13 protein-coding genes are annotated in these 12350 nt (G+C 66.1%); 7 read left to right on the top strand and 6 right to left on the bottom strand.

Features of this window, described 5'->3' with window-relative positions; translation table 11 throughout:
- Positions 1-29: 29 nt before the first annotated feature.
- Positions 30-1310, bottom strand: a complete 1281-nt coding sequence (locus A3K89_RS15000) for an ROK family transcriptional regulator (RefSeq protein WP_174551432.1) — start codon at positions 1308-1310, stop codon at positions 30-32.
- 298 nt (positions 1311-1608) lie between these two features.
- Between A3K89_RS15000 and A3K89_RS14995 the strand changes: the two genes are divergently transcribed.
- Positions 1609-2364, top strand: a complete 756-nt coding sequence (locus A3K89_RS14995) for an SDR family NAD(P)-dependent oxidoreductase (RefSeq protein WP_068427378.1) — start codon at positions 1609-1611, stop codon at positions 2362-2364.
- 60 nt (positions 2365-2424) lie between these two features.
- On the opposite strand, the gene A3K89_RS14990 is transcribed toward A3K89_RS14995, so the two are convergent.
- The 3 genes from A3K89_RS14990 to A3K89_RS14980 form a co-directional block, all read right to left on the bottom strand.
- Positions 2425-3621, bottom strand: coding sequence for a L,D-transpeptidase (locus A3K89_RS14990; RefSeq protein ID WP_217266263.1), 1197 nt, complete (start codon positions 3619-3621; stop codon positions 2425-2427).
- Between the two features lie 144 nt (positions 3622-3765).
- Entirely contained in the window at positions 3766-5316 is a 1551-nt protein-coding gene (locus A3K89_RS14985; protein ID WP_068427376.1) for an MBL fold metallo-hydrolase, read from the bottom strand.
- Positions 5317-5388: 72 nt separating this feature from the next.
- A complete protein-coding gene (locus A3K89_RS14980) occupies positions 5389-6444 on the bottom strand; it encodes a UDP-N-acetylmuramate dehydrogenase (protein ID WP_217266262.1) in 1056 nt (351 codons plus the stop codon).
- Here A3K89_RS14980 and A3K89_RS14975 point away from each other — a divergent pair.
- The 3 genes from A3K89_RS14975 to A3K89_RS14965 are packed head-to-tail and all read left to right on the top strand — an operon-like array spanning position 6431 to position 8253.
- Positions 6431-6934 carry a DUF2505 domain-containing protein gene (locus A3K89_RS14975; RefSeq protein ID WP_068427372.1) on the top strand — a complete coding sequence of 168 codons (504 nt, stop codon included), beginning with the start codon at positions 6431-6433 and terminating at the stop codon, positions 6932-6934. The two genes, A3K89_RS14980 and A3K89_RS14975, sit on opposite strands and share 14 nt — an antisense overlap.
- Before the next feature lie 37 nt (positions 6935-6971).
- Positions 6972-7478 (top strand): DUF2505 domain-containing protein, encoded by a 507-nt coding sequence (locus tag A3K89_RS14970; protein WP_068427367.1) that lies wholly within the window; start codon positions 6972-6974, stop codon positions 7476-7478.
- Positions 7462-8253: a class I SAM-dependent methyltransferase gene (locus tag A3K89_RS14965; protein ID WP_174551431.1), complete on the top strand. Its 792-nt coding sequence runs from the start codon at positions 7462-7464 to the stop codon at positions 8251-8253. Before A3K89_RS14970 ends, A3K89_RS14965 begins: the two co-directional genes overlap by 17 nt.
- 14 nt (positions 8254-8267) lie before the next feature.
- Here the strand turns inward: A3K89_RS14965 and A3K89_RS14960 are convergent, their stop codons facing one another.
- A complete protein-coding gene (locus tag A3K89_RS14960; protein ID WP_068427366.1) occupies positions 8268-8852 on the bottom strand; it encodes a type IV toxin-antitoxin system AbiEi family antitoxin domain-containing protein in 585 nt (194 codons plus the stop codon).
- 110 nt (positions 8853-8962) lie between these two features.
- On the opposite strand from A3K89_RS14960, the gene A3K89_RS14955 reads away from it, so the two are divergent.
- Complete coding sequence (locus A3K89_RS14955; RefSeq protein WP_068427472.1) at positions 8963-9700, top strand: LmeA family phospholipid-binding protein; 738 nt, start codon at positions 8963-8965, stop codon at positions 9698-9700.
- 14 nt (positions 9701-9714) lie between these two features.
- Here A3K89_RS14955 and deoC read toward each other — a convergent pair whose 3' ends face one another.
- The gene (gene deoC, locus A3K89_RS14950) at positions 9715-10371 is read right to left on the bottom strand and encodes a deoxyribose-phosphate aldolase (RefSeq protein WP_068427470.1); all 657 of its coding nucleotides are present in this window, start codon (positions 10369-10371) and stop codon (positions 9715-9717) included.
- Between the two features lie 43 nt (positions 10372-10414).
- Here deoC and A3K89_RS14945 point away from each other — a divergent pair, with 43 nt between their 5' ends.
- Together A3K89_RS14945 and purU are read left to right on the top strand one after the other, a co-directional pair.
- The gene (locus A3K89_RS14945; RefSeq protein ID WP_068427365.1) at positions 10415-11263 is read left to right on the top strand and encodes a class I SAM-dependent methyltransferase; all 849 of its coding nucleotides are present in this window, start codon (positions 10415-10417) and stop codon (positions 11261-11263) included.
- Positions 11264-11275: 12 nt separating this feature from the next.
- Positions 11276-12163 (top strand): formyltetrahydrofolate deformylase, encoded by an 888-nt coding sequence (purU, locus tag A3K89_RS14940; RefSeq protein ID WP_068427364.1) that lies wholly within the window; start codon positions 11276-11278, stop codon positions 12161-12163.
- Positions 12164-12350: the final 187 nt, after the last annotated feature.

The raw sequence follows: 12350 nt of genomic DNA, 5'->3' as shown, positions 1-12350 counted from the left end.
TCGACATCATGACAGTGAGGTCCGTCGGATCAGGCAGCGGCACGTCTCATCGATGCGAGCGGATCCGAGTACACCGAGCTGAGCGAGACGACCGCCGCCGCGTACTCCTGGACCTTGTTCCCGAAGCCGGTGACTCGAATGTCCTTGCGCGGCAACGTCGACGTGCGTCCGAACGCTTCGGCGACGTGAGGCAGACCGGCCTCGTACTCGGTGAACGCCTGGCCACCGAGCACGACGCGATCCGGGTTGAACAGATCGCGTAGCAGACCCACGGTGCGGCCGAGGATCTGCGCGCGTTCGACGAGAATGTCCCGCGCACCCGCCGAACCGTCGTGCGCTGCCCGGTACAGATCGGCGACGGAGGCACCGGGAGCGAGCACTCCGCGTTCGATCGCTGCGGCGAGCACAGCGCGATCGCTGACGGATGCTTCGAGGCATCCGCGGTTCCCGCACGCGCACAGCGCATTCGAGCCGGTGGGCAGATGCGCGATGGAACCGGGACCGGTCGACGGCGTGTGCACACGACCGTCGATCGTCAACGCGATACCGGCGGTTTCACGCGCATAGAAGAACAGGCTCGTCCCCGTCGGCGCGGCGTCGGCTCGGGCGGGCGTCAGCAACAGCTCCGACGCGGCCATCGCCTCGACGTGACCGGACACCGAGACCGGCAGACCCATTCCGCCGCCGACGATGGTGCCGACCTGCGCGTTCTCCCAGCCGAGGCGGGGATGGTCGACCGATCCGGTGGCCGCGTCGACACGACCACCGAGCGCGACGCCGACCCACAGCGGGGTGCGACGGTGCCACCGAGCAGCGAATGCGGACGCACTGCGGGTGATCGCACGCAGCGCGACCTCGGCAGGCCCGCCCGGAGTGGGAATCTCGACCGCACCGAGAATGCGACCGCGCAGATCACCGACGACGATGCCGGTGACGAGGGCGCCGATGTGGATGCCCACCGTCGAGAAGGGCTCGTGATTGACCTCGAACGGCACCCGCGGACGGCCGATGGCGCCCGACGTCGTGAGGTCGCCGCGTTCGCGGAGCAACCCTGCACCGAGCAGCGACGCCACCTGCCGGTTGACCGTGGCGATGCTCAAACCTGTTGCGCGAGCGGCTACGTCGCGCGAAATGGGACCGCGAGCCGACGCAAGGCGCAGCACCGAGGCTGCGGGACTGTCGGCGATACGCAGGTCGGGAGCGACGACCTGAACCCTGCTGTTCTGCGTCGGTCGCTGAGCACCGGGCGTGGAACGGGTACCCCGGCGAGACGCAGCGGGAGACGTTTTCGGAAGAGTGGCAAGTGACACGTGTTTCGTCCTCGGCAATAGACCCGTACGACAAGGAACGGGTGGTGCATGAATCGGTCAGAGCAGCGCAGAAACGAGAATGCGAGCACGCCGTCGCACAGAACTAGCGACGGACTCCGAAACCGATACAACACAGTTCGCGAGGAAGCGGCAGCCGAGAACCCAGGGCAGCGGTCACATAGGTGACGCGCAGAGCTGGCGTGTGGCTGGCGGACATGACCGCCAAATTAGCACTTCTGCGGCCGATCACCAATCCTCGCCCCGCGAGCGGCAGACGCCTGAGACTAGAATTCGGCACATGACATTGTCCGAACAAATCTCGTCCGACGCCCGTGTCGCCGTTGTCACCGGAGCCAGCTCGGGCATCGGTGAGGCCGCCGCTCGCCAACTGGCCGAGCAGGGCTACCACGTCGTGATCGGGGCGCGTCGCGTCGACCGCCTCGAGAAGCTCGCCGCCGAAATCGGTGGCACCGCACTGCAATTGGACGTCACCGACGAAGACTCCGTCGCAGCGTTCACCGCCGTGATTCCCCGCGTGCACGTGTTGATCAACAACGCGGGTGGCGCCAAGGGCCTCGCGCCCGTCATCGACGCCGACCTCGACGACTGGCGCTGGATGTGGGAGACCAACGTGCTCGGCACGCTGCGCGTCACGAAGGCTCTGCTGCCCAAGCTGATCGAATCGGGCGACGGCCTTGTGGTCACCATCACGTCGGTCGCGGCGTTCGAGGCGTACGACAACGGCTCGGGCTACACGTCCGCGAAGCATGCTCAGGCGGTGCTGCACCGTACGTTGCGCGGTGAACTGCTCGGCAAGCCGGTGCGGCTCACCGAGATCGCGCCCGGTGCCGTCGAGACCGAATTCTCGCTCGTGCGTTTCGACGGCGACGAGTCCAAGGCCGACGCCGTCTACCAGGGCATCACGCCGCTGGTGGCCAAGGACATCGCCGAGGTCATCGGCTTCGTGGCGTCGCGCCCGTCGCACGTCAACCTCGACCAGATCATCATCAAGCCGCGGGATCAGGCCAGCCCGGGGCGGTTCCACCGGACGTAGGCGCCTTCGGCGCACGTGCGTGCGAATGTACAGCGGGCTGTACATTCGCACGCACGGGTGCTACGCCGCACCCATGGATTCCCAGGTCGGCCAGTCGATCGCCCAGTCGTACAGATCGCCGTCGGCAGCCGACAGGTCGATCGACGTTCCCGTCACCTCGACCGGATCCCCGTACATCGCCGTCCCGAAGTACTGCTGCGCATCCTCGGTCGACAGATTGATACACCCGTTCGTCACGTTCGACGCGCCCTGCACACCCGTCGTCAACGGGTTCGCGTGGATGAACTCACCGTTGTTGGAGATTCGCACCGCCCAGCGTTCGCGGACGTTCTCGTAGAACGGCGGGTTCGACATCAGGAAGTCCTCGTGCTTCTCGGTCACGACGTGGATGCCGCTGCGCGTGACGTTGCGCGTCTCGTTGCCCTCGCCGTAGCTGACCGGGATGTCCATGATGGTCTCGCCGTCGCGCACCACCTGCATGCGGTGACTGGTGGCCTCCGCCTTGACGATCTGACTGCGGCCGATGGTGAAGTCGAGGGTCACGTCGTCGGCACCGTAGGCACCGCCGCCGTAGTCGACCCCGTACAGGTTCGCCTGCACCGACACCGTCGTGCCCGGAGCCCAGTAGTTCGTCGGACGCCAGTGCACGCGCGAGCCGTTGTCGTCCGGGAACCACGCCCATGCACCGGGCGTAGGCGGGTTGGTCGTCACCGTCAACCGCTGTTCGACGGCCGCCTTGTTCTCGATCGACTGGTCGAACTGCAGAATGATCGGCGCTGCGATGCCGACCTCCTGGCCGTCGCCGATGTTCGTGCTCACCGACGTTCGACTGTCCGGTTCGACGGTCGTGAAGCTGCCTTCGACGTCGACGGTCTTGCCGTCGGTACCGACCGCTTCACCCGCCCACGTGTATTCCGATCCGTAACCGAGTGGCTCGGTGATCGTGTACGACGCCTTGTCCGGGGCCAGTGCGCCCTGGACGACCTTCCCGGAGGGGTTCGTCAGCGTGACCTCGTTCAGGGTTCCGTTCGCGACGGACACCGAAATCGGGGCGATCGGACTGACGTCCTCGGCCCCGTCGGTCGGGTTCTGAGTTACCTTCGCGACCGGCGGAGCCTCCGTCGTCGACGCGGCGCTTCCGGTGGATCCTCCGTCGGAACCGATGGTGCACCCTGCGACGAGCGCCGCCAGTGCCGCGATCGCTGTGATCAACCACAACAACCGAGTCCGATTTGTCCGTTCAACCTGCTCATGCACGTTTTCCAACGTACTCGGGGATTTTCCACGGATACGCATCGAGACGGGGGCTGCGGTCCGATTCACACCGAATTCACGGCTGCAACCGGACATTTCGCGCAAACAGTCGGCAAACGCACGCGCGTCGGCGTGACCAGCGCGGCGCTACAGCTTGGTCGACCGCAACTCGTGACCGCGCGACGTCAGACAACGACCCGTGTCGAGATTCCAGTCCCAGCCGTGCAGGTTGCACGTGAGTTTGTTGCCCTCGACGATGCCGAACTTGGACAGGTCGGCCTTCAGGTGCGGGCAGCGACGCTGAATCTCGTAGCCGTCCTTGACGATCGTGGCGCTGTCGTCGTGTGCCTCGGCGAACCAGCCGTCGGCGTACGCGATGCGCTCGTCCGTCAGGCATTTGAAGAACGTGTACAGGAACTCGTTGTACCCGCCGACCCGTCGAGCACGGAACCGGGTGGACAGAAAGATCGAGTTGACCCAGTCCGGTTCCTTGTCGCGCACGACGGTCCGCACCAGCTCCGCCGGGATCGTGAAGCTGTACCGGAACCGCTCCTTCAGCAGCGGCTCACGCACGATCCGCTTCGGAAAATCGAGTACGACGGTCTCTGCGCCGAGCATCAGCCCGACCGGGTAGCCGATGCCGTCGCAGATCTGATCGGTCTGAATCATGATGGGCTCGAACAACTCTCGCAGCGGTTCGAGCAGCGGTTCGCCGTCCGCCGACGCCCACGCCGCCTTCTCGGCCGCGATGACGCCTGCCTGACGCTGCGCGTAGTCCTCGATGTACTGCGCTTTGCCGGTGGTGAAGATGGCCTCGACTTCCGGGGTCGGGATCGGATGCTCGTGCGAGACGAGATCGCTGCCTTTGAACGTCGACGTCGTGCCCGGAATCTGCAGCAGTCCCTTGTCGTGTCCGTTGCGTCGCATCTGATCCAGGAAGACCATCTGGTCCGGGAAGATGTTGGACGGGTCGTCGTACACGTCGTTGAGGAACCGCAGTTCGTCGTCGAGGAAGCACGGCGGGCCCGCCGACGGCACGACCCACGTGGCACCGATCTGCTCGATGTACTGACGCGCACGGTCCATCTGACGCTGACGCTTTTGCTCGCCGAACGACTTCTTCGCGCGTTCGACCATGTCGTAGACCATCGGATACCAGATGGCCCCGGAGTACTGCAGCATGTGGACGTCGACGTGCCCGAACTGTTCGGTCAGCACGTCGAGATCGACGGGACGGGCGTCGTTCATGTTGAACGCGACGGTCTCGCCGTCGGACACGACGAGGCCCGAGTCACCGATCGGACCGTCCGCGGGCGCACGCAGGGCGATGATCATGATGTCGAGATCGCCCTTGGGTCCGGACAGACGGTGCTTGACCGAGTCGGTCGTCTCGAAGAACTTGTGGAAGCCGAGCTTCTCGAGCTCGTGCTTCAGGTCCGGCACCGGGTAGTCCGGCAGCAGGACGGTCGCGTCCTTGTTGACGTGATCGGCCAGGTTCTTCGGATCGAAGTGGTCCTTGTGCAGGTGCGAGACGTACAGGTAGTCGCAGTTTCCGAGCGCGTCCCAGTCGAGCTGCGAGTTGTCCGGGAACGGGAACCACGAGGTGAAGTAGGCAGGATTCACCCACGGGTCGCACAGGATGCTGCCCGCATCGGTCCGAATGTGGAACCCCGCGTGCCCGACGCTGGTGACCTGCACTGAAAACTCCTTACAACGCTGACGTACGAAGACTCCATGGTAGGCGCTCGAACCGACACGACCGCTCGGGAATCAGGCGAGCGAGCAGCCGACCAGATCGCATTCGGGCACGAGTGTGATCCCGAACTCTGCCTCCACCCCGTCGCGGATGTGCGACGCCAGCGCCATCACGTCGGCCGTCGTCGCGCCGCCGCGGTTGGTGATGGCGAGCACGTGTTTCGTGGACAGCGCCGCGGTGCCGTTGCCGAACTCGGTGCCGTAGCCGTGTGCGAAGCCGGCGTTCTGGATGAGCCATGCGGCGTGGATCTTGATTCCCGACGGATCCGGGTACTGCGGAGCGCGCGACGCGCTCGAAGGAACCTCGGCCAGCACGGGATTCAGGAAGAAGGAGCCGACGCTCCACGTGTCGTGGTCGGACGCGTCGAGCACCATGCCCTTCTGGCGACGAAGATCGAGCACCGCCTCGCGCACGTCCTTGGCGGCGACGGTGTCCCCGATGGTGACGCCGAGCCGGTCCGCCAACCCCGCGTACCGCACGGGATCCGACGACCCCGAACGCCGCAGCCGCATCGTCGTGTCGAGGATGACGTACCGCGTCGAATGCTTGAAGACCGACTGACGGTGCAGCCCGAAGCCGCATCGCTCGGGACCCCAGACCGACGTCTCGCCCGTCTCGCGGTCGTACACGGTCAACGACTCGAGCACGTCGGACGTGACGGTCCCGTACGCGCCGACGTTCTGCACCGGCGTCGCACCCGACAGACCGGGGATGCCCGACAGCGCTTCGAGACCGGCGAGGCCCTCGTCCAACGAACGGGCGACGACGCCGTCCCAGCGCTCCCCAGCAGCGACCCACATCGCGTCGCCGTCGACCCTCACGCCCGACGTCTCGACCTTCACGACGAGGCCGTCGAAGCCGTCGTCGGAGACGACCAGGTTGGATCCACCGCCGACCAGCAGCACCGGGGTTCCCGACGCGTCGGCGTCACGCACGAGGGAGACGAGCTCGTCGGATGTCGACGCGACGGCGAATGCGCGAGCCGGGCCACCGACGCGCATCGTGGTGAGACCTGAAATTGCGGTAGGCACGGGAGCCCAGGGTACCCTCCCGCGTATGCCTCGCCCCATCGCGCACAGCGCGTCCGTTCCCGCATCTGTCGACAAGGTGCACGCCGCACTCGTCTCCGAGCAGTACTGGAAGGACCGCATCGCCGAGATCGGTGGACCCGGCGCCCAACTCGTCAGCGCCACCCCGCTCAACGGCACCATCAGTGTCGTGATCTCGCAGTCGATCCCCGAGGAAGAACTGCCCGCCGCGGTCACCGCATTCAAGAAGGGGCCGCTCGTCATCGAGCGCACCGAGTCGTGGGGCCCGTTCGGCGGCAACCGTGCAGAGGGCAAATTCGGCGCGACGGTCGACGGCGCACCCGCGTCGATCTCCGGCACCACCCTTCTCGAGGGCGACGAGACGTCGTCGACGATGTCGCTGTCGGGAACGACCGAGGTCAAGATCCCGCTGTTCGGCAGCAAGATCGAGGCGATGATCAGCGAGCAGGTCCTTTCTCTGATCGACAACGAGCACGACTACACCGGCAACTGGATAGCGAAGAACCTGTAGCAGACCTACTCGGGAACTGCCGGTACCCTGGTCCGCTATGGCGCGCCGCATGAACTACTCAGCCCGGTTCACCTACTCCCCCGAGCAGGTGTACGCCGCTCTGTCCAGCCGCGATCACTGGGACGCTCGTATCGAGGAGATGAAGAAGTACTCCCACAACGAGCTGAAGAGCTTCGAGGTCTCGAGCGACGGGATCGACGTCGTGATGCACCACATCATCCCGAGGACCGAACTGCCCGACATCGCGCAGACCGTGATGAAGAAGGACATGGTCATCACGCGCAACGTGCACTTCGATCCCTTCACGGCGGAGAACACCGAGGGCCACTACGACGCGTCCATTCCGGCCGGCCCCGGCAGCCTCAAGGGCACGACGTCGCTGTTCGCCACCGAGACCGGGTCGACGCTGCGCACCTCGTCCGAGGCCAAGGTGTTCCTGCCGTTCGTCGGCGGGAAGCTCGAACAGCTGATGCTGGTCAACCTGCGCGACCTCTGGCGCGGCGAGGGTGAAGTGACGGCCGACTGGCTTGCCAAGAACAACTAGCTCCGCCAAGCCACAGGGCGTCATCACCCGCGGCACCACCGGCATCAACCGACTCCGACGCAGCGATCGCTGGCTGACGCACAGCCCCCTGGTCCGGCGTGTCCTGACGGATGCGCCGGATCCGCTCGTCGTCGATCTCGGGTACGGCGCCCGCCCCGACACCACCCTCGAACTTGCCCGACGCCTCCGCACTGTCCGGCCCGATCTGCGCGTCACCGGTCTCGAGATCGACCCGGCCCGCGTCGTCGAACCGACCGAGAACGTGCACTTCGCGCGCGGCGGGTTCGAGCTGGCCGGCCTACGACCGAACCTCGTGCGCGCGTTCAACGTGCTGCGGCAGTACCCCGAGGACGCTGTTCCCGGCGCGTGGGCCCGCATCCTGTCCGCTCTCGCGCCCGGCGGTCTCCTGGTCGACGGCACATGCGACGAGCTCGGGCGTCGCTGCGCGTGGGTTCTGCTCGACGCCGGGGGACCGCTGTCGCTGACGATCGCGTGGGATCCGTTCACCGTCGACAAGCCGTCGGACATCGCCGAGAGACTCCCGAAAGCGCTCATCCACCGCAACGTTCCCGGCGAGCCGATCCACGCGCTGCTGCAGGCCGCGGACCGAGCATGGTCGACGGCTTCTCCCCTCGCCCCCTTCGGTCCTCGGGTGCGGTGGCGCGCGGCGTTGGCCGGACTGAGTCGCGATGGTCTACCCGTCGTGGTGCATCGGCGTCGCATGCGCGACAACGTGCTGACGGTCCCGTGGGACTGTGTACGACCGAACCCTTAGATACAGGCCGATTTTCAGGTACAAGCGGACAACGCCAGTTCGACGCGTTCGGCCACCCGGTCGGTTCCGTTCGTGGCCTCGGCGTACAGCACCGACGGGTCGACGCGTCCGATCGCGACGGCATCGCCGACGACTTCGTCGAGCGTGATCTGCGAGATTCCGCCCGCGGCGAGGTCGAGGACCGTCCGCACCGGCGTCGTCATACGGAACGTGCCGGTGGACTCGATGTCGTGCGGTGTCAGCTGCAACCGGTGCACTGCGAGGCGCGTGTCCGCGAGGCGCAGATTGGTGTACGCCGACACGTGCACGAACTGCGGGTGCAGATGTCCGAACCCGTGCAACTCGGCGGCGCTCTGGTGCGAGATGACGGCGTCGCCGCCGAACCATGCGCACCACATCGCGAAGTGTTCGAGATCGTTGTGCGGCCAGTCCGACAACCTGCACAGATTGCGTTCGACCTTCGTCCAGTCTCCCGCAACGATATTGGCGTGCATCGAGGCGTGTTCGTATCCGAGATCCTCGGCCTGTTCGATGGTGAAGTATCCGTCCTGACTCGCAGCCAGGCGACGCAATTCGAGGGCGCTCGGACGTGTGGTCATGCCGTCAAGAGTACGACAGCATGTGTTGCACATCACAAGATTCGATGCACTTCACCCTCCTCGCGGTGATTCACAGAGCTCTTTCAGAATTGTGCGGAAGACTGCTGCGAATGACACGAAGCAAAGCTCCTCTGATTGCGCTGCTCGTCGTTCTGGTACTCGTCGCGGCATTGCTGGGCGGCGAACTGTACTTCCGACAGCAGATCAAGTCGTGCCTGGCCGGACAGCTCGAAAGCGAGATCGGCAGTTCCGTCGACGTCGGCATCGGATGGAAGCCGGTGCTGCTGTCGCTCGTCGACAAGAAGGTCTCGTCGGTCACCGTCGACAGCAAGGACGCCCGGTTCGGCCCGGCCGAGGGCATGAACGTGCACGCCGAGGTCAACGACGTCGACCTTCAGCAGAACGGTGACAGCAACGGAACCATCGGCAGCTCGAGCGCCGACATCGACTGGTCCACCGACGGCATCGCCAAGACCCTGCAGTCGCAGGGCATCGGCGCGCTCGTGTCCGGGGTGACGGCGGATCAGTCGGCGGGCACGTTGTCGTTCGCCGTGGCAGGCCTCGCCCAGCTGACCGTCAAGCCGCAGATCAGCGGCGATCAGGTCCAAGTCGAGACCGTGAACGCGTCGATCCTGGGACTCGGCATTCCGACCGACCTCGTCGACAGCATCGTCGGCGTGCTGACCGACAGCCTGCAGCAGTACCCGCTCGACATGAAGCCGACGTCGCTCACCGTCAGCGACAACGCGATCGATCTGCGACTCGAGGGCGGCCAGTACACGATGCCGGCCGCGCAGCCCGGTCAGACCGCGCCGCAGCAGCCGGAGGCGTGCAGCACGTTCACCTGACCGGGCCTCGAAAGCTAGGCCCCCAGGCCGTCCAGCACGGCCCGCGTGCCGGACAGTCCGAGGCGCGTGGCACCCGCGTCGATCATCGCCAGGGCGGCATCCGTCGTTCGGATGCCGCCACTGGCCTTGACGCCCAACCGACCGCCGACGGTCTCGGCCATCAGCCGCACGGCCTCCACGCTCGCGCCTCCGGCCGGGTGGAACCCGGTCGACGTCTTGACGAAGTTCGCGCCCGCTCGTTCGGCGGCACGGCACGTCTCGACGATCGCCTCGTCCGACAGCGCGGCCGACTCGATGATCACCTTCAGCACCGGTGTCGGCCCGATCGCCTCACGGACGGTGAGAATGTCGGACAGCACCGCGTTGTAGTCGCCGGCAACAGCTGCGCCGACGTCGATGACCATGTCGATTTCCGTCGCGCCCTGGTCGACGGCGAGGCGCGCCTCGGACCCCTTGACGAGCGAATGATGTTTGCCCGACGGGAATCCCGCGACAGCCGCGACGACGAGACCCTCCGCCCGGACGGGCAGCATCGACGGCGACACGCACACAGCGAGGACGCCGAGCTCCAGTCCTTCCGTGACGAGCGCGGCGACGTCGTCGGGCGTCGCTTCGGGCTTGAGCAGCGTGTGATCGATCATGCGGGCCAGGGAAGCGCGAGTTGCAGACATGAGACCACCCAACCACAGCGTCGCCCGTCCTAAGCTCGGGGACATGTCCCATTCTCGCGCGGCCGGAACCGCCGACACCTTCAACTCCACCAGCCGTGAATTCGATCTGATCACCCCTCTCGTCTGGGGTCCCGCAGGCCAAGCCCTGTCGTTCGCTCTGGATCTCGCGGCAGGTGAATCGGTGCTCGACGTCTGCGCAGGCACGGGCGCGTCGGCGATTCCCGCGGCGCAGGCGGTCGGTCCCGACGGCATCGTCCATGCCATCGATCTCGCCGACGACCTGCTCGAGGTCGGTCGCCTGAAGGCCACATCGGCCGCCCTGCGGAACATCGACTTCGTCTGCGCCGACGCCACCGAGTGGGAGGCTCCGAGCACGATCGACGGCGGTTACGACGCCCTGGCCTGCAGTTACGGAATCTTCTTCCTTCCGGACATGGACATCACGTTCTCGCGCCTGGTGAGCGAAGTTCGGCTCGGCGGCCGCGTCGGCGTCACGGTCTGGCGCAAGGGCGCGGTCAAGGATTTCGGCGACGCCTACTTCGAGGTCATCGCGCGCCACTCCCCCGGCGACGGGCACACCGGCCCGCTGTCGCGACAGGGATACGAGTCCAACCCGCTGCGCCGCATCGAGACCGCGGACACGCTCGCGGCGTGGCTCGAAGCACAGCGGTGCGAGTCGGTTCAGGTTCGGGAGCTGTCCAATCACGTCCCCGCCACCGAGGAGTTCGTCTGGAACCTCGTGCTGGGCAGCGGTTTTCGCGGTGCACTGGCCGACTTCGACGACGCGACCCGCGAGAGAGTCCGCACCGAGTTCCTCGAACTCCTGACCGCTCGCGGCATCGATTCGGTCGATGCGACGACACTGGTGGCAACCGGGGTCAGGACCGCCTGAGAGAATCGACGCATGAGTTCAGCTGGTGTCGCCGACGACCGTCGGTACGTTCTGTCCCTCGGATGCCCCGACCGCACGGGCATCGTCGCCAAGATCTCGACGTTCCTCGCCGAGGTCGGCGGATGGATCGTCGAAGCCGCGTACCACGCCGATCCGGACACGGGATGGTTCTTCACTCGTCAGGCCGTGCGTGCGTCGTCCGTCGACATGAGCATCGAGGAACTGCGCGCCCGGTTCGAGTCCGTCGCAGCCGAGATCGGCCCGGAAACCGAATGGACACTGGAGGATTCGGGCCAACGCAAACGCGTCGTCATCCTCGTCAGCAAGGAAGCGCACTGCCTGCACGACCTGCTCGGGCGCGCAGCCGGAGGCGAACTCCCCGCCGAGGTCTCGGCTGTCATCGGCAACCACAAGTCACTCGAACCGGTCGCCCGCGCGCACGGCATCCGATTCCACCACGTCGAATTCCCGAAGGATCCGGCCGAGCGCGGACCGGCGTTCGACGAGGTTCGCGAGCTCGTCGATTCGTACGACCCGCACGCCGTCGTGCTCGCTCGGTTCATGCAGGTCCTGCCGGAAGAGCTGTGCGAGCACTGGGCGGGCAAGGCCCTCAACATTCATCACAGCTTCCTGCCGTCGTTCGTCGGCGCTCGCCCGTACCACCAGGCGTTCGCGCGCGGCGTGAAACTGATCGGCGCGACGTGCCACTACGTGACCGCCGAACTCGATGCGGGTCCGATCGTCGAACAGGACGTCATCCGCGTCGACCACTCCGACGAGGTCGCCGACATGGTCCGACAGGGCCGTGACATCGAGAAGCTCGTGCTGTCCCGCGGGCTGCGCTGGCACCTCGAGGATCGTGTCCTGGTGCACGGCAAGAAAACGGTGGTCTTCAGCTAGGGCGCTCCGCACCCGTGCGCGGATAGATGGCCCAGGGGCCGACTATCCGCGCAGTGATACTGGAATGGTTCGTCGATGCAGTGGTTTGACTCGTTTCCGCGCTGACGCCGATGGCTGTCTTTCCCGTGATGTGTCGGCTGCTGCATCGATGGACACCTGAAGCACACGCGACCGGTGGGGCGGAGTG

The organism is Rhodococcoides kyotonense, from assembly GCF_001645385.1.
GTDB classification, from domain to species: Bacteria; Actinomycetota; Actinomycetes; order Mycobacteriales; family Mycobacteriaceae; genus Rhodococcoides; species Rhodococcoides kyotonensis_B.
The sequence above is the reverse complement of the archived record's forward strand: the minus strand, read 5'-3'. Positions and strand labels throughout refer to the sequence as shown.